Annotated in this window: 22 protein-coding genes; 12 read left to right on the forward strand and 10 right to left on the reverse strand. The window is 74.9% G+C overall.

Annotation, left to right across the window (positions count from 1 at the left end):
- Window positions 1-89 precede the first annotated feature (89 nt).
- The 4 genes from ACIBAI_RS16735 to ACIBAI_RS16750 all read right to left on the reverse strand — a co-directional run bounded on the left by ACIBAI_RS16735 (window position 90) and on the right by ACIBAI_RS16750 (window position 4,218).
- Entirely contained in the window at window positions 90-440 is a 351-nt protein-coding gene (locus tag ACIBAI_RS16735; protein WP_344606190.1) for a hypothetical protein, read from the reverse strand.
- Window positions 441-824: 384 nt separating this feature from the next.
- Window positions 825-1,988 (reverse strand): S1 family peptidase, encoded by a 1,164-nt coding sequence (locus ACIBAI_RS16740; RefSeq protein WP_399034838.1) that lies wholly within the window; start codon window positions 1,986-1,988, stop codon window positions 825-827.
- A gap of 183 nt (window positions 1,989-2,171) precedes the next feature.
- Window positions 2,172-3,035, reverse strand: coding sequence for a DMT family transporter (locus ACIBAI_RS16745; protein ID WP_399034840.1), 864 nt, complete (start codon window positions 3,033-3,035; stop codon window positions 2,172-2,174).
- Between the two features lie 319 nt (window positions 3,036-3,354).
- Window positions 3,355-4,218, reverse strand: coding sequence for a helix-turn-helix domain-containing protein (locus ACIBAI_RS16750; protein ID WP_399034842.1), 864 nt, complete (start codon window positions 4,216-4,218; stop codon window positions 3,355-3,357).
- Between the two features lie 130 nt (window positions 4,219-4,348).
- On the opposite strand from ACIBAI_RS16750, the gene ACIBAI_RS16755 reads away from it, so the two are divergent.
- From ACIBAI_RS16755 to ACIBAI_RS16765, 3 genes are all read left to right on the forward strand, one after another.
- On the forward strand, window positions 4,349-4,939 hold the full coding sequence (locus ACIBAI_RS16755; RefSeq protein WP_344606182.1) for a non-oxidative hydroxyarylic acid decarboxylases subunit B: 591 nt from the start codon (window positions 4,349-4,351) through the stop codon (window positions 4,937-4,939).
- A gap of 68 nt (window positions 4,940-5,007) precedes the next feature.
- On the forward strand, window positions 5,008-6,438 hold the full coding sequence (locus ACIBAI_RS16760) for a non-oxidative hydroxyarylic acid decarboxylases subunit C (protein WP_399034844.1): 1,431 nt from the start codon (window positions 5,008-5,010) through the stop codon (window positions 6,436-6,438).
- 43 nt (window positions 6,439-6,481) lie between these two features.
- On the forward strand, window positions 6,482-6,715 hold the full coding sequence (locus ACIBAI_RS16765; RefSeq protein WP_399034846.1) for a non-oxidative hydroxyarylic acid decarboxylases subunit D: 234 nt from the start codon (window positions 6,482-6,484) through the stop codon (window positions 6,713-6,715).
- A 233-nt stretch (window positions 6,716-6,948) separates the two neighbouring features.
- On the opposite strand, the gene ACIBAI_RS16770 is transcribed toward ACIBAI_RS16765, so the two are convergent.
- Entirely contained in the window at window positions 6,949-8,289 is a 1,341-nt protein-coding gene (locus tag ACIBAI_RS16770; RefSeq protein ID WP_399034848.1) for an MFS transporter, read from the reverse strand.
- Window positions 8,290-8,608: 319 nt separating this feature from the next.
- Window positions 8,609-9,352 (reverse strand): GAF and ANTAR domain-containing protein, encoded by a 744-nt coding sequence (locus ACIBAI_RS16775; RefSeq protein WP_399034850.1) that lies wholly within the window; start codon window positions 9,350-9,352, stop codon window positions 8,609-8,611.
- Between the two features lie 226 nt (window positions 9,353-9,578).
- Here ACIBAI_RS16775 and rpmG point away from each other — a divergent pair, with 226 nt between their 5' ends.
- Window positions 9,579-9,743: a 50S ribosomal protein L33 gene (gene rpmG / locus ACIBAI_RS16780; RefSeq protein WP_399034852.1), complete on the forward strand. Its 165-nt coding sequence runs from the start codon at window positions 9,579-9,581 to the stop codon at window positions 9,741-9,743.
- Between the two features lie 29 nt (window positions 9,744-9,772).
- Window positions 9,773-9,895 carry a type B 50S ribosomal protein L36 gene (gene ykgO, locus ACIBAI_RS16785; RefSeq protein WP_399034855.1) on the forward strand — a complete coding sequence of 41 codons (123 nt, stop codon included), beginning with the start codon at window positions 9,773-9,775 and terminating at the stop codon, window positions 9,893-9,895.
- On the opposite strand, the gene ACIBAI_RS16790 is transcribed toward ykgO, so the two are convergent.
- Complete coding sequence (locus ACIBAI_RS16790; RefSeq protein WP_399034857.1) at window positions 9,876-10,187, reverse strand: hypothetical protein; 312 nt, start codon at window positions 10,185-10,187, stop codon at window positions 9,876-9,878. The genes ykgO and ACIBAI_RS16790 overlap by 20 nt on opposite strands.
- Before the next feature lie 156 nt (window positions 10,188-10,343).
- Here ACIBAI_RS16790 and ACIBAI_RS16795 point away from each other — a divergent pair, with 156 nt between their 5' ends.
- The 4 genes from ACIBAI_RS16795 (at window position 10,344) to ACIBAI_RS16810 (ending at window position 12,392) form a co-directional block, all read left to right on the forward strand.
- Window positions 10,344-10,709, forward strand: a complete 366-nt coding sequence (locus ACIBAI_RS16795; RefSeq protein WP_399034858.1) for a hypothetical protein — start codon at window positions 10,344-10,346, stop codon at window positions 10,707-10,709.
- Window positions 10,710-10,884: 175 nt separating this feature from the next.
- Window positions 10,885-11,100: a DUF4287 domain-containing protein gene (locus ACIBAI_RS16800; RefSeq protein WP_399034860.1), complete on the forward strand. Its 216-nt coding sequence runs from the start codon at window positions 10,885-10,887 to the stop codon at window positions 11,098-11,100.
- Between the two features lie 97 nt (window positions 11,101-11,197).
- The gene (locus ACIBAI_RS16805) at window positions 11,198-11,527 is read left to right on the forward strand and encodes a hypothetical protein (protein ID WP_399034862.1); all 330 of its coding nucleotides are present in this window, start codon (window positions 11,198-11,200) and stop codon (window positions 11,525-11,527) included.
- Window positions 11,528-11,639: 112 nt separating this feature from the next.
- Window positions 11,640-12,392: a carbonic anhydrase gene (locus ACIBAI_RS16810; protein WP_399034864.1), complete on the forward strand. Its 753-nt coding sequence runs from the start codon at window positions 11,640-11,642 to the stop codon at window positions 12,390-12,392.
- Window positions 12,393-12,467: 75 nt separating this feature from the next.
- On the opposite strand, the gene ACIBAI_RS16815 is transcribed toward ACIBAI_RS16810, so the two are convergent.
- Window positions 12,468-14,303, reverse strand: coding sequence for a helix-turn-helix domain-containing protein (locus ACIBAI_RS16815; RefSeq protein WP_399034866.1), 1,836 nt, complete (start codon window positions 14,301-14,303; stop codon window positions 12,468-12,470).
- Between the two features lie 158 nt (window positions 14,304-14,461).
- Here ACIBAI_RS16815 and ACIBAI_RS16820 point away from each other — a divergent pair, with 158 nt between their 5' ends.
- Together ACIBAI_RS16820 and ACIBAI_RS16825 are read left to right on the forward strand one after the other, a co-directional pair.
- Window positions 14,462-16,210, forward strand: a complete 1,749-nt coding sequence (locus ACIBAI_RS16820; RefSeq protein ID WP_399034868.1) for an FAD-dependent oxidoreductase — start codon at window positions 14,462-14,464, stop codon at window positions 16,208-16,210.
- Between the two features lie 335 nt (window positions 16,211-16,545).
- Window positions 16,546-17,460, forward strand: coding sequence for a YceI family protein (locus tag ACIBAI_RS16825; protein ID WP_399034869.1), 915 nt, complete (start codon window positions 16,546-16,548; stop codon window positions 17,458-17,460).
- 52 nt (window positions 17,461-17,512) lie between these two features.
- Here ACIBAI_RS16825 and ACIBAI_RS16830 read toward each other — a convergent pair whose 3' ends face one another.
- Window positions 17,513-18,898 carry a lipase family protein gene (locus tag ACIBAI_RS16830; protein ID WP_399034871.1) on the reverse strand — a complete coding sequence of 462 codons (1,386 nt, stop codon included), beginning with the start codon at window positions 18,896-18,898 and terminating at the stop codon, window positions 17,513-17,515.
- A gap of 173 nt (window positions 18,899-19,071) precedes the next feature.
- On the reverse strand, window positions 19,072-19,581 hold the full coding sequence (locus tag ACIBAI_RS16835; protein WP_399034873.1) for a molybdenum cofactor biosysynthesis protein: 510 nt from the start codon (window positions 19,579-19,581) through the stop codon (window positions 19,072-19,074).
- A 122-nt stretch (window positions 19,582-19,703) separates the two neighbouring features.
- On the opposite strand from ACIBAI_RS16835, the gene pgm reads away from it, so the two are divergent.
- Window positions 19,704-21,344 carry a phosphoglucomutase (alpha-D-glucose-1,6-bisphosphate-dependent) gene (gene pgm / locus ACIBAI_RS16840; protein ID WP_399034874.1) on the forward strand — a complete coding sequence of 547 codons (1,641 nt, stop codon included), beginning with the start codon at window positions 19,704-19,706 and terminating at the stop codon, window positions 21,342-21,344.
- The last annotated feature ends 431 nt before the right edge of the window (window positions 21,345-21,775 follow it).

The following is a 21,775-nucleotide window of genomic DNA, read 5'->3' on the forward strand; positions in this document are numbered from 1 at the left end:
CCTGAGCGGCCGGGCCGCGGGGAACGGGTGACGGCCCCGGCCGCCCGCGGGCGGCCGGGGCCGTCACCCGTTCCCCGCGGCCCGGCCGCTCAGGCCGCGGCGGCGAAGGTCGTGCTGATGGCGGTGTCGACGCGGGCGTGGACGACCAGACGGGGGCAGAGGTCGTCGGCGTTGCCCTCCAGCAGCCGCCGTATCGGGGCGCTGTGCGCGACCACGGACATCAGTACGCCCAGACGGGCGCACAGCCGATGGGCCCGGAGCACGGCACTCACCGCCGCGTCGCTGGAGGCCGCTTCGCCGAGGACGATGACGACGGGAGTCGGCGCGTGGGCGCCGACCAGCTGGGTGATACGGGTCGAGAGTTCGGCGCGTCCGCCGATTCCGGGGTCCTGGTCCACCGTGACGACCAGGACACCATGCTCCAGGGCGTGGGACAGCATCGCGGCCTCCGTTCTGACGCCGTGTGGCGTGCGTCTTCTCAGAGAAAGTGCCCCGGACCGGTTCCGCAATGCGTGAGGTGACGGCACGTGACCGATCTCGCAGTCCAGGAACGAATTCCTCCGCAGGGGCCCGTCGAACCGTGCATCGGCCATGTACCCCCCGTTTCCCGCCGAGAGCCTCGAAAGACGACTTCAACGGCGTAACGGATGGACCGGCCGACTTGCGGATCGAGGCGCCGTGGAGCGTCCGGCGCGAGCCGTCGGCCGGTGCCGGCGGCCGTCGCGGCCGCCGGCACCGGCCGGTACGAGGCGGTCGCGGAGAGGGCCGGGCGGGGGAGGGAGGGTTCCGCCGGCGGTCCGGCGTCCGGCGGAACCCCCGGGGAGTCAGGCCGTGTGCAGGGTCAGCCCGTAGCGACCCAGGATCTCGTTGACCGGCTGGAACCAGGTCTCCCCGCCGCCGGAGCAGTTGCCCCAGCCGCCGGAGGTCACGCCCTGCGCCTGGTCGCCGCTGATGAAGGAGCCGCCCGAGTCGCCGGGTTCGGCGCAGACGCTGGTCTTCGTCATCTGGTGCACCGCGCCCTGGCTGTAGTTGACCGTCTCGTTCTTCGCCAGCACCGTGCCGCAGTGCCAGCGCGTGGTGGAACCGGAGCGGCAGACCGAGGCCCCGACCGGCGCCTCGGCCGAGCCGCGCACCAGCTGGTCGGGAACGGCGCCCCAGCCGAGGACCACCGGAACCGTCCACCAGCCGCTGCCCACGCTGACCCAGGCGTAGTCGTTGTCCGGGAACGACGAACCCTGGAACGTGCCGATGTACGAGCCGTCCCAGCCGCTGACCCCCGCGCCCGCCCGGCCGCAGTGCCCGGCGGTGACGAAGCCGCCGTGGACCGAGAAACCGATGGAGCAGCGGGCGTTGCCCGTGTAGTACGGGTCGCCGCCCACCGTGCCCGCCGCGAAGGTGCGCGGGGCGGACGGCACCGTCCGCACGGTGACCGGGCCGGCCTCGCGCGCCTCGGCGAGGAACCGCCGGACATCGTTGTCGGCCCGCTCGCCGTCGACGACGTCGACCACCACCGCGTTGGCGGCCGGATCGACGTGCCAGCTGCTGACGCCCGAGGGCGCGCGCAGCCGGTCGATGCGCGCCTTGGCCGCGTCCAGCCGGCGCGCGCTGTGCTCGACGGTCCGCACCTGCGCGCCGGTGGACCGGACGGCCCGGACCGCCGCGGGGGCGGCGTCGGAGGCGACGGCGACGGTGAGCCTGCCGCTGCCGGCGTCGAACCACGAGCCGGCGTAGGCGGCTCCGGCCGCCCGGCGCGCCTCGGGCAGCAGACCGGTGGCGCGGCGCTCGGCGGCCAGCCGGGCCTCGGCCTGATCCGGCGTCAGGCCGAGGTCCCGCTGCATCGCCCGCAGCAGGCCGGCGGAGGCGGGCGGCGCCGACGCGGCGGGAGCGGGGGAGTCGCTCGCCGCGGCCGGCAGGGCGCCGGCCGCGGTCCAGCCGCTCAGGACCAGGAGGACGGCCAGGCCGACGTGCTTGAGTCGGGTGCGTCTCATGGGAGTTGCCCTTCGTCGTTCCAGCAAGGTGGGGGCGGAACAACCGCGAGGTGAGAGCGCTCTCACGGGAACTTGAGCGGAGCTTAGCGGCGGCGGCCGGTCAGGTCCATGCCAATGCGGGGATCGCTCTCCCGGCTTTTCGCCGCGGCCGCCCGCCGGCTCGCGCCGACGCCGCCGGGCCGCTCACCGTCCGGTTCTCAGGTCGAACCCCCGCCGAGCCAGGGTCAGGACGCCCACGACGACCAGCGCGACGCCCAGGACCTGCGGCAGGAGCCACCAGCCGGCCCGCAGGTGCTCGCGGTAGAGGAGCACGCCGAGCAGCAGGCTCACCGTCGCGTCCCCCAGGGTGAGGGCGGGCTGGGAGGCGACCAGGGGACCGCCCTGCATGGCGTGCTCCAGCAGCAGCACGGCGCAGACGCCGGCCGCGGCGAACGCGTACGTCTGCCAGGCGGTCAGGAAACCGGCCGCGCCGCCGGTGTCCAACGCCTGCATGGCGTCCTTCAGCAGAGCCGCCGTCAGCGCGTAGCAGACCGCGGTGGCCGCGCCGAGGCACCCTGCCCGCGCCTTGCCCGGCGGCCGTCTCAGCCCGGCGCCGGCCGACAGGACGGCCGCCGCGGCGCAGACCGCCAGCGCCGGGAGCCAGCGCGCGGCGGACACGTGCGTGTCCTCGCCGGACGGCGCCGCCGCGACCAGCGCCAGGCCGAGTCCGCAGACCACCGCGGCCACGGCCGCCCACAGCGCCGCGGGCAGTCCGCGCCGGGTCATCAGCGAGGCCAGCAGCAGCGCCAGGGGGAGTTCCAGCACGAACAGCGGCTGGACCAGCGACAGCGGGCCGGTCGCCAGCGCCGCCGCCTGCCCCGCGCCGGCGACCACGACCGCCAGCATTCCGCCGAGCCACACCGGCCTGCGCGCCAGGTCGGCGACGAGGCCCGCGCGAAACCCCCGGGTCTGCGGCACACTCAGCGCGGCACGCCGCTGCAACACCGTGGCCAGCGCGTTGCTGAACGCGGCGAGCAGCGCGAAGAGGACCGGCACTACGACACCCATCCACCGATCCTCACCCGGCCCGTCCGCGCGCGCCGCCACGGCACGGCCCCACCCGTGCGGCCGATTCGGCCGATTGGCGGAACGCCGAACGCGTGCGCTATGGTTGATCCAGTTCACGGCGCCGGAACTCCCGGCTCCGGACAGTGCGTTGGTGGTCCAAGGAAAGACGCCCCGCTTCCTGCGGGGAGATGCAGGTGCAAGGCCTGCCCGGCGCTCCAGCGACGAACCCCGCCCCGGGAACCCGGGGCGGGGTTCGTGCGTGAGGGCCGTCCGGCCGCGGCCGTCGGTCCCCGCCGTCCGGTCCCGGCGGCTCGGCTCCTCACGCGCCGCGTGCCGCCCTGCGGAACGCCGCCGGGGTCGTCCCCGTGCGCTGCCGGAAGAACTTGGTGAAGTCGCTGGAGTCGCGGAACCCCAGCCGGGCCGCGATGGCGCCCGCCGGCAGGGGGCTGTGCGCGAGCTCCCGCTTGGCCTCCAGGACCACCCGTTCGTCGATGTAGCGCTTGGCGGACATCCCGGTCGCCGCCTCCGTGGCACGGGTCAGCGTGCGTCGGCTGTAGCCCAGGGCCGCCGCGTAGTCCTCCACCCGGCGCGTGCCGGCGAAGTCCCGTTCCACCGCCGCGTGGAAACGGCGGAACGTGTCGTTCGGGACCGGCGCCCCCGGACGGGTGCCGCGCGCTTTCGCCAGCCGCAGCAGCAGCACCGCCAGCAGGTGCCGGACCACCCGGACGTGCGACTCCAGCGGCAGCTCCGCCAACGCGTCGTACTCGTAGCGCAGATGGCCGAGCGCGCGGCGCAGCCCCTCCGCGTCCGGGCCGGCCGGGCTGACCGGGCCCTCGGGGAACAGCGGATCGGCCAGGACCGCGGCGGCCGTGGCCGTGTCGGGGAAACCCGGCGGGAAGGCGACCACCACGCCGTCGGCCTCCGGCAGGTCCCGGCCCCAGCGCTGCACCTGCCCGGGACGGATCCACAGCCAGTCCCCGGCCGCCAGGGCGTGGGTGGTGAAGTCCACGGACACGGTGAGGCCGCCGGAGCGCACCGCGACGAGCTGGTGGAAGGCGGGCCGCAGCGGCGCGTACGGGTCGTTGCCGTGCCGGAGGGCGCGTTCGGCCAGCCCCGCCAGCGCCACCAGCTCCAGTCCCGGCGGGGACCCGGCCGTACGGCGGAACTCCAGCTCCCGGATCACCGGCCGTTCCGCAGACTGTCCGTTTCTTCCCATGACGAGTCCCGAGCGTACCGCGGGTGACCACTCCCACGCTCCTAACGTGGAGGCGTCGGTGCAGGTCAACAGCGTGAATGCGGAAGGGAGCCGACATATGAGGCTGGTCGTGGGGATGACCGGAGCGACCGGCGCCGTCCTCGGTGTCCGGTTCCTGCAGAACCTGGCGGAGCTGCCGGAGGTGGAGACCCATCTCGTGCTCAGCCGCTGGGCGCGCACCACGATCGAGCTGGAGACCGGCCTGTCGGCGGACGCGGTGGGCGCGCTGGCCGACGTCGTGCACCGGCCCGAGGACCAGGGCGCGGTGATCTCGTCCGGGTCCTTCCGCACCGACGGCATGGTGGTCGTGCCCTGCTCGATGAAGACGCTGGCGGGCATCCGCGCCGGTTACGCCGACGGCCTGGTCGGCCGCGCCGCGGACGTGGTGCTCAAGGAGGGCCGCCGGCTCGTCCTGGTCCCGCGCGAGACGCCGCTGAGCGAGATCCACCTGGAGAACATGCTCGCGCTCGCCCGCATGGGCGTGCGGATGGTGCCGCCCATGCCGGCGTTCTACAACCACCCCGAGTCCGTGGACGACATCGTCGACCACGTCGTCGCCCGCGTCCTGGACCAGTTCGACCTGCCCGCGCCCGCCGCCAGGCGGTGGCAGGGCATGCGCGCCGCACGGTCCCTGCGGCCCGCGCCCTGACGACCGCCCCGCGGCCCCCTTTCGCGCCCGCGTTCCCCCCAGCCCCTCACGACACCCCTGGAGTTCCCGTGCCCCACGACGACCTGCGCAGCTTCCTCCGCACGCTGGAGGCGGAAGGCCAGCTGCTGCGCATCGGCGAGGAAGTCCTGCCCGAACCCGACCTGGCGGCGGCCGCCAACGCCGCCGGCCGCATCGGCGAGGGCGCGCCCGCCCTGTGGTTCGACAACGTCAAGGGCTTCACCGACGCCCGCATCGCCCTGAACGTGCACGGCTCCTGGGCCAACCACGCGCTCGCCCTCGGCCTGCCCAAGCACACCCCGGTCAAGGAACAGGTGGCGGAGTTCGCCCGGCGCTGGGACGCCTTCCCCGTGGCGCCCGAGCGCCGCGAGGACGCCCCGTGGCGGGAGAACACCCAGGAGGGCGACGACGTCGACCTCTTCTCCGTCCTGCCGCTGTTCCGCCTCAACGACGGCGACGGCGGCTTCTACCTCGACAAGGCCGCCGTGGTCTCCCGCGACCCCGAGGACCCCGGCCACTTCGGCAAGCAGAACGTCGGCACCTACCGCCTGCAGGTCATCGGCCGCGACCGGCTGGCCATGCAGCCCGTCCCCGTGCACGACATCGCCCTGCACCTGCGCAAGGCGGAGGAGAGGGGCGAGGACCTGCCCATCGCCATCACCCTCGGCAACGACCCGGTGATGGCCATCGTCGCCGGCATGCCCCTGGGCTACGACCAGAGCGAGTACGAGATGGCGGGCGCCCTGCGCGGCGCCCCCGCCCCCATCGCCACCGCCCCGCTCACCGGCTTCGACGTGCCCTGGGGGTCCGAGGTCGTCATCGAGGGGGTCGTGGAGAGCCGCGAGCGGCAGATCGAGGGCCCCTTCGGCGAGTTCACCGGCCACTACTCCGGCGGCCGCCGGATGCCCGTCATCCGCGTCGACCGCGTCTCCCACCGCACCAGGCCGGTCTTCGAGTCCCTGTACCTGGGCATGCCGTGGACCGAGTGCGACTATCTGGTGGGGCCGAACACCTGCGTGCCGCTGCTCAAGCAGCTGCGCGCCGAGTTCCCCGAGGTCCAGGCCGTCAACGCCATGTACACGCACGGCCTGCTGGCCATCGTCTCCACCCGCAAGCGGTACGGCGGCTTCGCCAAGGCCGTCGCCATGCGGGCCATGACCACCCCGCACGGGCTCGGCTACATCACCACCGTCATCGTCGTCGACGAGGACGTGGACCCGTTCGACCTGCCGCAGGTGATGTGGGCGGTGTCGTCGAAGGTCAACCCGTCCGAGGACGTGGTGATCGTGCCCAACCTCTCCGTCGTCGAACTGGCGCCCGCCGCGCAGCCCGCCGGCGTCACCAGCAAGATGATCATCGACGCGACCACCCCCGTGCACCCCGACCGGCGCGGCAACTTCGCCACCCCGGTCAAGGACCTCCCCGAGACGGGGGAGTGGATCGCCAGGCTCCAGCGGCTCCTGGCGGAGAACCGCCGCTGACCGGCCCCGGAGTCCGTCACCGCAGTCACGAAGGAGATCCCCGATGACCCACTGCCCCCGCTGCGCCTTCGACACCGTCGAGACCCTGCACTCCTCACCCGTCCCCGGCGTCTGGGACGTCCTGCAGTGCCGCCGCTGCCGCTACACCTGGCGCACCACCGAGCCCGCCCGGCGCACGCGGCGCGACGCCTACCCCGAGCGGTTCCGGCTCGCCGCCGAGGACATCGACAACGCCCCGGAGGTCCCCGCGGTCCCGCCCCTGCGCCCCTCCGCCTGAGGCGCGGCGGGCCGGCGCGCGACGCCGTACGCGGGCGAGGTGCGCGACGGCGTCACCCTCGCCCGCGGCGTCGACCACGACGGCGGCCGGGCCGAGCACGCCCTGTCCTCGGCGGGCGCCCCGCCCCGCCGCCGGACGCCGTCTCCGTCGAGGACGGGCAGCCCCGTCCGGCTCGCGCCGCGCCCCCGACGCCGTCCGGGGCGCCGTACGGGGTCGTACGGCGCCCCGGGGCGTCAGTCCGCGGCGCCCGCGAGCGCGGTGCGGTGACCCGTGGCCGGGCGTCGCCGGGCACGGCCGGCCAGCGGCACCAGCGTGATGGCCGCGGCGCCGAGCACGGCGGTCACGGCGAACGTGGTGAAGCCGATCCCCGCGTCGCCGCCCGCGATCACCGCGCCGCCGAGCCAGGGGCCCACGACCGCGCCCGTGCGGCCCACGCCGGTCACCCAGCCGAGCCCGGTGGCGCGCTCACCGGGCGCGTACACCCGCGCGGTGGCCGCGTAGACCATCACCTGCGCGCTGAACAGCCAGACGCCGGTGATGAAGACGACGGCGTACGCCACGCCCAGCGGGAGCTCGGCCCGCAGCAGGAACGTGCCGACGGCGGTGAGCAGGAACCAGATCGCCGAGACCCGCACCGGCCCGAACCGGTCGGCGGTGCGGCCGGCGACCAGCATGCCGAGGATGCCGCCCGCGTTGATCACCATCAGGAAGGTGACCGACGAGGACAGGGAGTAGCCGGAGGCGCGCATCAGTTCCGGCAGCCAGGTGGAGACGCCGTAGACCAGGAGCAGGCCGGCGAAGGACGCGATCCACAGCAGCGGGGTCGCCCAGCGCGTGCCCGGCGCGAACAGCGCGCCGATGGCCGCCATGCGTCCCTTGGCGCCCGCCTCCGGTGCCTCCGTGGCGCCGGGCCGGTCGAGGCCGTAGCGGTCGGCGACCGCGTACGCCTGCTCGACGCGGCCCTTGGCGAACAGCACGCCCGGCGACTCGGGCAGCCACTTCAGCACCAGCGGCACGGCGACGACGGCGGGCAGCACACCCGCCCAGAAGACCCAGCGCCAGCCGTGCTCGGGGGCCACGGCGAGGCCGATGCCCGTCGCCGCCATGCCGCCGGCGTGGTACGACGTCATCATCAGGCCGGTGGCCAGGGCCGCCCGGCGCGGCGGCGCGAACTCGGCGACGATGGCCAGCCCGATCGGCATCAGTCCGCCGAGTCCCAGCCCGGACAGGAACCGCCCGGCGCCGAACACGGCCGCCCCGGGAGCCACGGCGCACAGCGCGGAGCCCAGCGAGAACAGCAGGACGCTGCCGGTCACCAGCGGTTTGCGGCCCAGCCAGTCGGTGAGGGTCCCGGCGGCGAGCGCGCCGATCAGCATCCCGAAGGTGGTCCAGCTGCCGACCGTGCCCGCGGTGCCGGGGGAGAAACCGAGACCGGGGTCGTCGAGCAGGTGCGGCATGACGGCGCCGTAGATGTTGACGTCCATGCCGTCGAAGAACACGGCCAGCCAGCACAGCGCGATGACGGGCGCGACGGCTCTGAAGGAGCGGCTCGGTGGGGACGCGGGGGCGCTCAATGGAGGCTCACTTTCTCTCACGGCGTCGTGAGAAGCGAGGCGGCGGGAGCCGCGCACGGGCTCTGGGGCCCGAAGCGGCTGCGGCTCCCGCCGGTGGCGGCTCGTCACCGGCGGGAGGGGCCTCGCCCGTTCCTCCGGTGTCTTTGTTCGCGTAGTGAAAAAATATGCACTCGGCGTTGCGAGGGAGTCTCCGGACCGGACCGGGCCTTGTCAATGGTTGTGCGGGAGCGAAGGGGCGCGACGCACGTCCCGGAGGAGTCCTGGAGGAGTCCCGTAGGAGTCCCGGAGGGGGCGCCTTCCCCCGGCGGGGCCGGAAGATTCAGGGGCGGGGAGGCAGCGGGGGCCGGGCGGCGGGCGGCTGCCCGCTCAGGTCGGCGATCAGCCGCTCGCACAGATCGCGGAGCTTGGTGTTGGTCTCCTGCGAGGTCGTGCGCAGAATGTCGAAGGCCTCCTCGACGCTGCACCGCCGCTGCTGCACGACCGCGCCGATGGCCTGGTCGATGACGGCCCGGGACCGCAGCGCCGCCTGCAGATCGCGCGCCAGGTCCTCGGCGTCGCTCAGGCGCTGGGCCAGGGCGATGCCGCCGCCCGCCTGCGCCGCGATCCGCGCGAGACGGTCCCTGTCCCGCTCGCCGAAGGCGTTCGGTTCGGTGGCGTAGAAGTTCAGGGCGCCGACGGTGTGCGTCCGCACGGGGACCGGCACCGACAGCAGGGAGCGGACGCCCAGCGAGGAGGCGTACGCGGGGTAGTCGCCCCAGCGGGTCTCCCCGTGGGTGTCCGGCACCTCCACGATCCGCCCGGTGCGCAACGCGTGCAGGCAGGGACCGTCGTCCTGCCCGTACTGCTTCTCGTCCAGCTTGTCGGCCGTGGGACCGCTGCTGACCACGGTCAGCGGGCGATGACGGCGCTGCAGCGTCACCCCGCAGCCATCGGCCCGGGAGACGGCCAGGGCGTCGTCGACCAGATGCCGCAGGAACGCCCGCAGCGAAACGGTCTCCAGCAGCCAGTCCACCACCGGGACCACCCGGTGGTCCCCACTGCCGTGTCCGTCCGTCAAGGTCACCTTCACCCGCCTTCCTGGGCCGGATCGTCCTCCGGCCGGGCGCTCCGTCCCCGTGTGCTCCACACGGTGTTCACATTCGCGCGTCTTCCCGCTTCCCGCGCGTCCTCACAGTGGCGCGCCGCCACGCGCGGCGGTCCGGGAATGCTCCGGCGGAGGGCGGTGTTGACGGATGCGTGGCTGACATGCACGGGCCAGAGGCCCGCGCGGTGGCCGAAAGGAGAACCCCATGGCACGCACCGGCACGCGTCCCGTCGTCACGCTGAAGTCGACGGCTGGGACCGGCGTCACCTACGTGACGCGCAAGAACCGACTCAACGACCCCGACCGGCTGGTCCTGCGCAAGTACGACCCGGTGACCGGCCGGCACGTCGCCTTCCGCGAGACACGCTGAACCGGGGCACCGGGGAAAGGACACCCGCCATGAAGGTGCGCAAGTCCCTGCGCGCTCTGAAGGCCAAGCCCGGCGCGCAGGTGGTGCGCCGCCGGGGTGCGACCTTCGTGATCAACAAGAGGGATCCGCGTTTCAAGGCCCGTCAGGGCTGACGCGGGTCCCCGTCCCGGGGGCGTTCCCCGCCCGGATCCTGGCCCTGCGGCGTACGGCCACCGCCCGTGCGCCCAGGGCCACGGCCAGCAGCACGCAGGCCACGGCCGAGTACGCCCAGGCGATGGTGGCGCGGGCGGCGCCGACCGCGCTCCAGACCGCCCACAGCGCGAGGACCGTGCACAGCGCGGTCCAGGCGATGTCGGCGACGCGCACGCGCAACTGGTCCCGCTGACGCGTCCCGGGCTCCAGGTCACCGAGTCCGTTCCCGCCGGCCGTTCCGCGGACCTCCACGTTCGACTCCTTCCCGGCAGCTCCGCCACGAGAGATCCACCGGGTACCCCGCGCGGCGCCCGCCACGCGGGTCCGGCCCCGGCGGCCCGGCCGTCGCGCGTGACACCCCCCACCACCCTGCTGCGCCGCTCCTCCGTTGCACTAGGCTCCCGGTCCATGGCACACCCTGATGAACTGCTTCTCGCGATCGCCGAACTGGTGGAGTCGGAGCAGAGCAGTCAGATGTCCCTCACCGTGGTGGTACCCGGAGCCGTCATCACGGGACGGCTGGCTCCCGAGGCCATGTGGAAACAACGCGTGGCGGAGGTGCTGCGGGACTCCGGACGGCTGAGGCGCTTCGCTCTCCCGTTCGCCGGCCCGGAGGCCGCCGGGCGCGACACCCGGCCCACGCACCTGCACTTCCACCTCGCGCGGATCCTCCAGGGCAGCTACGGCATCCCCGACACCGGCGGCATGTACCGCGTCGCCCTGGCGGACGTGAGCGCCTGGACCGTCGGGGACATCGGCTACTCGGACCAGTGAACCGGGCGGGCCCCGCCGGCCCGCCCGGCGCCCGGAAGCCGTCGGCTGTGACACGGGTCACTCGCCGGGGGCGATGAGTCCCGCGACCGCGTCCGGTCGTAGGAAGCGACCGACCCGACCGGGGCGCACCGCGTATGAGCGGGACGCCCGCGACCGCGACGAGGAGCAGGACGACATGCCGGAGAAGGCCAAGGGACCCGCGAGCTACTTCCCCGCGATCGAGAAGAAGTACGGCCGTCCCGTGGCGGAGTGGACGGAGCTGATCCGCGCCTCGCCGCTGAGCCGCCACATGGAGCTGGTCACCTGGCTCAAGACCGAGCACGGCCTGGGACACGGCCACGCCAACGCGCTGGTCGCCCACACCCTGGCGGAGGGCGGCGGCAAGGCGTGAGGGGACATCCGCCCGCCGCCGGGCGGGCGGATGCCCGAAGCTCAGGAACACCTCATATCGCTTGAGCGCCGGCGCGGGACACGTCCAGCATGGCCCCATGTTCGGACAGGGAAAGTCGAAAGAACTCAACATCCTCGTCCTGCGGGACGCGGACGTCATCGCCGAGAGCGTGCGCTCGGCACTCGCCGGGGCCGCCCCCGAGGAGCGCCCCGGCCTGGAGCGCGCCGTCGCCCTGATCGAGCAGGCGGCCGCCGCCTCCGACGCGGACCTGCGGATCCGCTGGGTGCGCGAACGCCTCGCCGCGGCCGGTCACGAGGGCCCCGCCGACTCCGTGGAGGCGATCAAGGTGCTGCGCGGAGCGGTGCCCGGCCTCAGCCTGCTCTCGGCCGTCCGGCTGGCGAAGGAAGCCGCGGCGCACCGCCCGTAGCTCCCACGGAAACGTCAAGTGCAGACCAACAACCGATCAGGACTTGGCTGCACCCGGTCATGCTTTCGTAACTCGGGCGATCGGCTTCGGACTCGCGCCTACCGTCCCCGATGTGGACTCAGAAGTCGCCCCCGACAGACCCGCCGGCCCCGAGCCGGCTTCCCCGGCCACCGCCCGACGCGCGCTGCTGCGAGCCGGACTGACCGGAGCCGCGGCCCTCGGCGCCGGCGCCGCCCTCGGTGCGGCCCCCGCCTTCGCGGCCCCCGGCCCGCGCCCCCGGCCCGCCACCCCCGCGCAGGCCCTGCGCGCCCTCGCGGCGGGCAACCTGCGCTGGCGCACGTACCGCGAGAAGCACCCGGACGAAACACCCGCCCTGCGGCGAAGCCTGACCTCGGGTCAGCACCCCTTCGCCGTCGTCCTCGGCTGCGTCGACTCCCGGGTGCCCCCGGAACTGGTCTTCGACCAGGGCCTCGGCGACCTGCTCACGGTCCGCACCGCCGGCGAGGTCCTGGACGAGGCCGTGCTCGGCAGCGTCGCCTACGGCGTGCTCGAACTCGGCATACCGCTGGTGATGGTGCTCGGACACCAGTCGTGCGGCGCCGTACGCGCCGCCGTGGAGGCGGACGCCTCCGGCGAGCGGCTGCCCGCCCACATCCAGTACCTGGCCGACCGGATAGGCCCGGCCATCGACCGCACCGAGGAGGGCGACGCCCGGGTGGACGCGACGATCGACGCCCACGTACGGGCCGTGCGCGCCCAGCTCGCCGCCGAACCGGACCTCGCCGCGCAGGTGGCCGCCGGCCGGCTGGCCGTCGTCGGCGCCCGCTACGAACTGACCAGCCAGCTCGTCCACCGGATCACCTGACGACCGCGCAAAGCGGCGGGCCGCCTTCCGGGCGCCCGGCGGCGCGGCCGGGGAACCGCCCGCCGGCCGGGCCGCTCAGCTCCGGTAACGGCGCAGCTTGCGGTAGAGCGTCGCGCGGCCGATGCCCAGGGCCGCCGCCGTGCGGGCCTTGTTGCCGCCGTGGCGGCGCAGCGCCTCCAGGATGGTGGTGCGCTCGGCCTCCTCCATCGGGTTCAGGGGACGTGCCGCGGGCCCCTCGCGCACGGCATCCGGCAGTTCGGCGCGCCGGACGGGGCCCGTGGCCCTGCGGTGCTCCGCCAGCGACCGCACGACATGGGCGAGTTCGGTGACGTTCCCGGGCCACCGGTACCGCCGCAGGGCACGCAGCGCGTCCAGCGTCCAGGTGAGCGGAGGCCGCCCCGGGGCGGGCCCGGGCGCCACGGCCGGGAGCAGTTCCTCGATGTCCTCGGGCCGTTCGCGCAGCGCGGGCAGGACGACCGAGCGCGCGGCCAGCGTGTCCAGCAGCCGCTGGAGGCACGGCCCCGGCGACGTGCCGGGCGTGTAGGTGGCCAGCAGCGGGGCGTCGGGACGGGCCTCCAGCAGCGAGATGAGCGTGGCGACGTCCGGCTGCGCCAGACGCTCGACGTGCCGCAGGACCAGCGGCCCGTGCCCGGCGGCCCGGCCGAGCGCGTCGCCCAGTTCCCCCTCCGCCGCGTCCACCACCGGCCCGTCACCGAGCAGTTCGCACGCCAGCGCGGTCTTCCCGGTGCCGCGCTCGCCGACGATCAGCAGCGGAGCGCGGGAGGCGGCCAGCTCCGCGGCGCGCTCGACGGCGTGCCGCCACGGCACCGAACGCCCCGCCAGCGCGACCCGCGCCGGCCCGTCCGCCGGGACGGGCCCCCGCCCGGGCGCGCGGAGCACCGGGCCCAGCACGGCCACGGCCCCGACGACGCGGTCCCGGTGCCGCACGGGCGTCGCCTTCGCCGACCACCCGGCGCCGGGCGGGAGCCGGACCTCGTACGACCCGCGGGAGGCCGCCCGGGATCCGCCGGGGCGGTCCGCCCCGGCCGGGTCCGGCCCGCGTGCGCCGTCCGCCCCGCCACCGCCGTCCGCCCCGCCACCGCCGTCCGGGTCCTGCCGCAGCGCCGCCGCCACGCCCCGCTCCAGGTCCCGCAGCTCCTCCGCGGACAGCAGCCGCCCGGCGGCCTCGCTCACCAGCCGGCTGTGCCCGCCGAAGGTGACCACCGCGCGCTCCCGCCCCGCTGCCGCCGCGAGGTGGGCGTCCAGCAGCACCCGCTCCACCGGCCGCGACCGGGCCGCCAGTTCCGTCTCCACCGCCGCGGCCGCCGCTTCCACCAGGGCCGCCGCCGGGTGCGCCCCGCACCCGGCGCACAGCGGGAACGCCACCGTCACCGTGCCCAGGACGCGCCCGGCGCCGGGCGCCCGGACCGGCGCGCTGACCGCGGACACGTCCTGCCACGCGTCGAGGAAGTGCTCGGGTCCGTGCACCTCGGCGCGGCGGCCGGTGCGCAGGGCGAGGGCCGCGCTGTTGTGCCCGACCCGCTGCTCGGACAGGTCCGGGCGGGGCGCGCCGTGCGGCGCGCCCCCGGCCGTCCACAGCACCCGCAGCCGCTCGTCGGTGAGGACCAGCGCCGACCGCCCGCCGTCCAGGGCGGGAGCGAGCCGTTCCAGCACGGGCCGGGCGGTCCTGGCCAGCGCGGACTCCGGCGGCCGGAGCGGTGCCGTCCTTGCCGCGTCGGGCCGTACGCCGAAGAAACGGGCGCGCCGCCACGCGGAGGCGATCTCCTCCGGCACGCCGTCGGGCAGGGGACGCCCGGCCAGGAACCGCTCGCGGGCCTGGCGCAGAAGGGCGAGAGCGCAGTGGGCGGGGGGATGCCGGACAGGGGGAGAGGAGTGCTCTGCGGTGGTCATGGCACCCCTCACCGTAGCGGGCGCGGCCGAGGACGCGACGACCGCCGCGGCCGCCGCCCGCCCGCCGTCCGCTGTCTCGTATTGAGACACCCGCGCCCGCCCGCCCCGCTTCATGATCTTGAAGGCCGGTCCCCTTCCCCCTTCACCGGAGCGTTCCCGTGCACACCGTCGAGCCCGATGTCGTGACCGACGTACTGATCGTGGGCAGTGGCCCCGCGGGCGCCTCGGCCGCCCTGGCCCTGAGCACCTACGGCGTCCGCACCATGGTGGTCACCCGCCACGCGCGCCTCGCCGACACCCCGCGGGCCCACATCACCAACCAGCGCACCATGGAGGTGCTGCGCGACCTGGGCGTCGAGCAGGAGGTCGTCGCCCGGGCCACCCCGCAGCACCTGATGGGGAACACGACGTTCTGCACCAGCCTCGCGGGCGAGGAACTGGGCCGGATCCGCTCCTGGGGCAACGACCCGCTCGTGCAGGCCGCGCACGAACTCGCCAGCCCCACCCGCATGTGCGACATGCCGCAGCACCTGCTGGAGCCGGTGCTCGTCGACGCGGCGATCGCCCGCGGCACCGTCTTCCGCTTCAGCACCGTCTACAAGTCCTTCGTGCAGGACGCCGACGGTGTGACGGTCACCGTCGAGGACCGGGTGCGCGGCGACACGTACACCATCCGGGCCCGGTACCTCATCGGCGCCGACGGCGGACGCTCCCAGGTCGCCGAGGACGCCGGGCTGCCGATGGCCGGCCGGACGGGCGTCGCGGGCAGCATCAACATCGTCTTCGACGCCGACCTGACGAAGTACACCGCCCACCGCCCCGCCACCCTCTACTGGGTGCTCGCCCCCGGCGCCACCGTCGGCGGCATCGGCGCGGGCCTGGTGCGCTGCGTCCGCCCCTGGACCGAGTGGCTGGTCGTGTGGGGGTACGACGTCACCGCGGGCGCCCCCGACCTGACCGCCGAATACGCCGAGTCCGTCGTCCGCAAGCTGATCGGCGACGACGAGATACCGGTGACCGTCAAGTCCTCCTCGGCCTGGACGGTCAACGAGATGTACGCCGAGAGGTACTCCAGCGGCCGCGTCTTCTGCGCCGGCGACGCCGTGCACCGCCACCCGCCGTCCAACGGCCTCGGCTCCAACACCTCCATCCAGGACTCCTACAACCTCGCCTGGAAGCTCAAGCTCGTCCTCGACGGCATCGCCCACCCCAGGCTGCTCGACAGCTACAGCGCCGAACGCGCCCCGGTCGGCCGGCAGATCGTCACCCGCGCCAACAAGTCCATCGCCGAGACCGCGCCCGTCTTCGAGGCGCTCGACGGGCTCTCCCCGCAGACCCCCGAGCAGCTGTGGGCCAACATCGCCGCCCGCAAGGAGCCCACCGGAGCGGCCGAGAAGCAGCGGGCGCGGCTGCGCGAGGCGATCGCCTTCAAGGCGTACGAGTTCAACGCGCACGGCGTCGACCTCAACCAGCGCTACACCTCCGGCGCGATCGTCCCCGACGGCACGCCCGACCCCGGCTTCGACCGCGACCCGGAGCTGTACCACCAGCCCACCTCCCGCCCCGGCGCCAAGCTCCCGCACGCCTGGATCACCTCGGGCACCCGCACCCTGTCCACCCTCGACACCGTCGGCAAGGGCCGCTTCACCCTGCTCACCGGCATCGGCGGCGACTGCTGGCTGCGCGCGGCGAAGGCCCAGCCCCTCACCGTCGCCACCGCCGTCATCGGCCCCGGCCAGGAGTACGAGGACCCCTACGGGGACTGGGCGCGGCTGAGCGAGATCTCCGACGCGGGCGCCCTGCTCGTCCGGCCCGACGGGTACGTCGCCTTCCGGCACCCGGTGGCCGCCGAGGACGCCGAGCGGTTGCTGACCGAGGCGCTGCGGCGGATCCTCGGACACGCCTGACGGATCCGCCCGCCGCACCGGCGGCGCGGGCGCGGCCGACCCGCGCCCGCGGGGCGGACGACGCCGCGCACGCGCCGCGGAGGCCGGGCCCGGCCTCCACGGCGCGCCCCGCTCGCCGGCCCGGGCCGCCGGGCAGCAGGCGTGTCCCGGCCCGCGCGAGGCCGCCGCGCAGGGTGCGCGGACGTTCCGGAGGCCGCGTGTCGGGACCGGACCCCACGGATGTCATGATCATTCCGCACACCGCACGTGCCGGCGCGGGACGGGCGGGGCACGCGCCCCACCCGTCCCGCGCCGGCACTCATCCCCCCACTGGCAACCTATGAGAGGTGAACACCATGGCCTTCGGACTGCTCCGGCGCCGACGGCTCAAGCAGGCCGCGGCCGGCGCGGCGGGTCTCACACTGCCCCTGCCGCCCGGCGCGGGCGCGTTCGGCTGCACGGTCCTGGACCCCGTGGACCAGCCGCTGGGCGGCGCCGAGGTCACGATCACGGCACTGACCACCCATCAGGTCGCCGCGCGTGGCACCACCGACCCCTACGGCACCTTCGTCGCCGTCCTGCCGCCCGGGCGCTACAGCATGCTGACCGTCGCCGAGGGCCTGGAGCCGCACCGCGAGACCCTCGACATCGTCGGTGACAGCAGCCCCACGCCGCAGTACATCCGGCTCCAGCCGGCCCGGCAGCTGCCCCTCCCGCCGGCCGGCGGCTGGCTCTTCGACCCGCCGCACACCGCGATCCGCTTCATCGCCAAGCACGTCGGCATGGCGCACGTCCACGGCCGTTTCGAACGCTTCGACGGGTCCATCCAGATCGCGCCGGACATGACCGGCTCCCGCGTGCAGGTCCGCATCGACGCGTCCAGCATCAACACCGGCAACACCACGCGGGACAACCACCTGCGCTCGGCCGACTTCCTCGACGTCGAGCGCTACCCGTACATCGACTTCACCAGCACGCGCTTCGTCTACCGCGGCGGCAGCAAGTGGAACCTCCTGGGCACCCTCAGCATGCACGGGGTGAGCCGCTCGGTGTCGCTGGACACCACCTACCTGGGCACGGTCAACGGCGGCTACGGGGAGGAGCTGCGCTGCGCGGCCCTGGCCACGACGGAGCTGCACCGCGAGGACTACACCCTGAACTGGCGGTCGATGCTGGCGCGCGGGATCGCGGTGGTCGGCCCGACGGTGCAACTGGAGCTGGACGTCCAGGCGATGTACCGCACGCCCGACACCCCGACGCCCCCGGAGTAGCGGGGACACCGGTGTTCCGCCGGGCGCGCCGCCCGGCGGAACACCGGCCGGCTCACCGCCGCAGCGGCAGGGTCGCGCAGTTCGGCTTCGCGGGCTCGCCCGCGAGCCGGTCGGCCAGCCAGGAGACCGCCTCGCCCTGGTCGGCGAGGTAGGGGGCGAGGTGGTTGGTGAGGATCTTGTCGCCGAGGTTCGGCAGGTTCACGGCCTCGTACGTGACGTCGCCCCCCTCGGCGCACCAGTCCACGGCGAGCTGCCGGGACTGGCGGTGCGGGACGATGTCGTCGTGGACGCCGGTGGCCAGCCGCACCGGGCCGCCGGGCCGCGCGTCGCCAAGGCGCTGCCTGTCGAGCACGGCCCGGGCACGGGGCTCGGCGGCGATGACGTCGCCGAGGGAGGTGCCGCCCACCGTCCACCGGGTGCTCCTGGTGAAGCCGTGGCCGAGGATCGCGTCGCCGACGCACATGGTGGAGAGGTCCTTCAGCGCTGCCCTCCCGGTGCCGTTGACGTGCTGGTCGAGCACGTCGCGCAGATCGGGCTCGGCCTGGGCGAACCCGTTGATCGACCAGCCCAGCGCGCCGGCCAGGGCACTGCCGTCGATGCCCTTCATCACCGCCGTCAGATCGGCGGGCGGCGCACCGCTGTAGGTGCCGGCGAGGTCGATCTCGGGCGCGTAGGAGGGCTGCAGTTCGGCCGCGGACGCGCTGGCGCCGCCGCCCTGGCTGTAGCCGTACAGGCCGACGCGGGAGGCGGCGGTGACGGACGCCCCGGGCACCGAGCGGGCCGCTCGGACCGCGTCCAGCAGGGCGCGTCCCTGGTCGAGGCGGTTGACGTAGGTGTGGAGCCGGTCGGTGGTGCCGAGGCCGGCGTAGTCGGTGACGACGACGGCCGCGCCGGTGGCCAGGAGCCGGTAGACCGCCAGGTTGTCGTAGCCGATCGACACGGTCTCGCCGGTGAGGGTCAGCGGGTGCTGCAGGGCGAGCGACGGCGCGCACTGGTCGCCCTGGCCCATGGTGCCGGACGCCACGGCCACCAGCGGGCGGGGGCCGCCGCCCTTCCAGGCCGCGTACGGCTCGATGTAGGCGCCGGTCACAGCGGTGCGCTGCCCGTTGGAGTCGGTGGACGTGTACATCAGGCGGGTCGCCGTGCCCGGTATCCGGCGGCCGTCCAGGCCCGGCAGGCTCAGTCCGAGCCGCAGGGGTTCGTGGCGGACCAGCGTGCCGTCGCCGGCGGGCAGGCGGGCGGGCGGGGTGTAGAAGGCGGGGATGGGCACGCCCCGGGACACCACCGGCTCGGACCCGGCGGCGGGGGCGGCGGAGGCGGGCAGCGCGGACGCGCAGACGCAGGCCGCCGTGACGGCGACGCCGGCCAGCAGGGTTCTGCGGGATCTGCGCGCGGGCTTTCGGGGGGTGGAACGCGAAGGGGTTCTGCTGCGGCTCACGGCTCACTCCTCGCTCTGCTCCAGTGCAGGGGAGGAGAACCTAGCGCCGCTTGCTTACCGTCGGTAACGTCTCGGTAAGTTACGCTACGGTAACTATTGGGCGATCGGCCGCCCGGCGGGTGCGGGCACGCCGGGACGCGCCGGCGACGGCCCGGGGCCCGCGCGGCGCGCGGTCACGCGCGCGCGTCCGGCCCGCCGACGACGCGGAAGGACGCCGGGCCGAGCGCGAGCAGCCCGTCGCTCAGCGGCGTGCACCGCACACCGCCCTTGCCGCGCAGGGCGCGCTGCGCGCCCGGGCCCACGGTGACGTCCATCCACGCGCACGGGCGGGCGGGGCGGTTCACGGCGAACAGCACGGGCCCCGTCCCGCAGTCCAGGGCGATCGTCGCGCCGACGCAGGAGTCGATGTCGACACCCCGCAGGAGGACGTTCCGGCGGGTGTGCCGCAGGTCGGCGGACGGGTCGACGGCCAGGGGGAGGTGCTCCGCGGCCATGATGGTCACCGCCGCGTCCCGGTGCGCGGGCCGGCCGTAGTAGCGGTCGCCGACCAGCCCCAGGCCGCGCCGTACCTCGACCTGCGGCACGCGCTCGTCGGCCGGGCCGGGGGAGGGCCCGTCCGCGGGCCGCCCGGACAGCCGGTGCGCGGGCGACACCAGCAGTTGCAGCACCTCCACCTCGATCATGCCCCCACCCTAGGCCGCTCGCACCCGTGACCTTCCTCTCCCCGCCGGGTGCGAGCGCACGCCCCGCAGGGGGGAAGATGAGATCGCGAGCGAACGCACGACCGATGTGGAGGAGCGGGCTCATGCAGCATGAGCGAGCGGGCAGGCCGGCCGGACCCGAGGACCTGATCGACGTCGCCCGGCTGGTGACGGCGTACTACGCGCTGCACCCCGACCCGGCCGAGCCGGGGCAGCGCGTGGCGTTCGGCACGTCCGGACACCGCGGATCGTCCCTGGCGGCGGCGTTCAACGAGGACCACATCGCCGCGACCAGCCAGGCCATCGTCGAGTACCGCCGGGAACAGGGGACCGACGGCCCCCTCTTCCTCGGCGCGGACACGCACGCCCTGTCCGAACCCGCGCGGATCACCGCCCTGGAGGTGTTCGCGGCCAACGACGTGACCGTGCTCGTCGACACCGCCGACGGCTACACCCCCACCCCGGCGGTCTCCCACGCCATCCTCACCCACAACCGGGGCCGCACCTCGGGCCTCGCCGACGGCGTGGTCGTGACCCCCTCGCACAACCCGCCCGCCGACGGCGGCTTCAAGTACAACCCGCCCAGCGGCGGCCCGGCCGGCTCGGACGCCACCGGCTGGATCCAGGACCGCGCCAACGAGATCATCCAGGGCGGCCTGAAGGACGTCCGGCGCGTGCCCTACGCCAGGGCGCTGGCCGCGCCCGGCACCGGCCGCTACGACTTCCTCGGCCGCTACGTCTCCGACCTGCCGAGCGTGCTGGACCTGGACGTGATCCGCTCGGCCGGGGTGCGGATCGGCGCCGACCCGCTGGGCGGCGCCTCCGTCGCCTACTGGACCCGCATCGCCGAGCAGCACCGGCTCGACCTGACCGTGGTCAACCCGCTCACCGACCCGACCTGGCGGTTCATGACGCTGGACTGGGACGGGAAGATCCGCATGGACTGCTCCTCGCCGTACGCGATGGCGTCGCTGATCGAGCAGCGCGACCGCTTCCAGATCGCGACGGGCAACGACGCCGACGCCGACCGGCACGGCATCGTCACCCCCGACGGCGGGCTGATGAACCCCAACCACTACCTGGCCACCGCCATCGCCTACCTGTACGCCCACCGCACGCAGTGGCCCGCCGGCGCGGGCGTCGGCAAGACGCTGGTGTCGTCCGGCATGATCGACCGGGTCGCCGCCGACCTCGGCCGCCGCCTGGTCGAAGTGCCCGTCGGGTTCAAGTGGTTCGTGGACGGGCTGGTCGACGGATCGCTCGGCTTCGGGGGCGAGGAGTCCGCCGGGGCGTCCTTCCTGCGCCGCGACGGCTCGGTGTGGACCACCGACAAGGACGGCATCATCCTGGCGCTGCTCGCCGCCGAGATCACGGCCGTCACCGGGAAGACGCCGTCCCAGCACTACGCCGCGCTCACCGCCCGCTTCGGCGAACCCGCGTACGCCCGTATCGACGCCCCCGCCTCCCGGGAGGAGAAGGCCCGCCTGGCCAAGCTGTCCCCGGCCCAGGTCAGCGCCGACACCCTCGCCGGGGAGCGGGTCACCGCGGTCCTCACCGAGGCGCCGGGCAACGGCGCGGCCATCGGCGGCATCAAGGTCGCCACGGAGAACGCCTGGTTCGCGGCCCGCCCCTCAGGCACCGAGGACGTCTACAAGATCTACGCCGAGTCCTTCCTCGGCCCCGACCACCTCGGCCAGGTGCAGGAGGAGGCCAAGCAGGTGGTGCTGGGCGCGCTGGGCGGCTGATCCGCCGGTCCGCGGCCGGGGACGGCGGAGCGTGCGGCCGTCCCCGGCCACGGGACCGCAGGGACGCGCCGGGCCGTACGCTCCGTCCGGTCCGGCACGTCCCCGGCTCCCGCGCCGGACGGCACCGCGCGCCGGCGCGGGAGCCGTCCCGCCCTTCGCCTCCCGGACCGCCGCCCCGGCCCCGCGGCGCGCCGCGCCAGGGAATCGACGTACCGGCGCGCGCCGCACTCGCGGAGGACCACGGCGAGCCGGGTGACGGGGAGCCGCAGGGGGCGAGCAGCGGGCCCGTGGGCAGTCCTCCGGGGCCTGGCGGGTCGTCAGGGGCGGGGCCTGGACGGTGAGAAGGACGGCGAAGCGGCCCGGGGCGGCGAGCGCGGCGCCCGCCGCCGTCGGCAGGCCCGCCGCAGGGCGTGCGGACCGCGCCGGTGTCC

Source organism: Streptomyces sp. NPDC051041 (assembly GCF_044456065.1).
Taxonomy (GTDB): domain Bacteria; phylum Actinomycetota; class Actinomycetes; order Streptomycetales; family Streptomycetaceae; genus Streptomyces; species Streptomyces glaucus.

What these genes read in the sequence shown, in the direction of transcription:
- ACIBAI_RS16735 (WP_344606190.1), bottom strand. Translation starts at nt 440, where the DNA reads ATGCTGTCCCACGCCCTGGAGCATGGTGTCCTGGTCGTCACGGTGGAC.
- ykgO (WP_399034855.1), top strand. Translation starts at nt 9,773, where the DNA reads ATGAAGGTGCGCAAGTCCCTGCGCGCTCTGAAGGCCAAGCCCGGCGCG.
- ACIBAI_RS16765 (WP_399034846.1), top strand. Translation starts at nt 6,482, where the DNA reads ATGACCCACTGCCCCCGCTGCGCCTTCGACACCGTCGAGACCCTGCAC.
- ACIBAI_RS16815 (WP_399034866.1), bottom strand. Translation starts at nt 14,303, where the DNA reads ATGACCACCGCAGAGCACTCCTCTCCCCCTGTCCGGCATCCCCCCGCC.
- ACIBAI_RS16755 (WP_344606182.1), top strand. Translation starts at nt 4,349, where the DNA reads ATGAGGCTGGTCGTGGGGATGACCGGAGCGACCGGCGCCGTCCTCGGT.
- pgm (WP_399034874.1), top strand. Translation starts at nt 19,704, where the DNA reads ATGCAGCATGAGCGAGCGGGCAGGCCGGCCGGACCCGAGGACCTGATC.
- ACIBAI_RS16745 (WP_399034840.1), bottom strand. Translation starts at nt 3,035, where the DNA reads ATGGGTGTCGTAGTGCCGGTCCTCTTCGCGCTGCTCGCCGCGTTCAGC.
- ACIBAI_RS16795 (WP_399034858.1), top strand. Translation starts at nt 10,344, where the DNA reads ATGGCACACCCTGATGAACTGCTTCTCGCGATCGCCGAACTGGTGGAG.
- ACIBAI_RS16825 (WP_399034869.1), top strand. Translation starts at nt 16,546, where the DNA reads ATGGCCTTCGGACTGCTCCGGCGCCGACGGCTCAAGCAGGCCGCGGCC.
- ACIBAI_RS16805 (WP_399034862.1), top strand. Translation starts at nt 11,198, where the DNA reads ATGTTCGGACAGGGAAAGTCGAAAGAACTCAACATCCTCGTCCTGCGG.
- rpmG (WP_399034852.1), top strand. Translation starts at nt 9,579, where the DNA reads ATGGCACGCACCGGCACGCGTCCCGTCGTCACGCTGAAGTCGACGGCT.
- ACIBAI_RS16740 (WP_399034838.1), bottom strand. Translation starts at nt 1,988, where the DNA reads ATGAGACGCACCCGACTCAAGCACGTCGGCCTGGCCGTCCTCCTGGTC.
- ACIBAI_RS16835 (WP_399034873.1), bottom strand. Translation starts at nt 19,581, where the DNA reads ATGATCGAGGTGGAGGTGCTGCAACTGCTGGTGTCGCCCGCGCACCGG.
- ACIBAI_RS16800 (WP_399034860.1), top strand. Translation starts at nt 10,885, where the DNA reads ATGCCGGAGAAGGCCAAGGGACCCGCGAGCTACTTCCCCGCGATCGAG.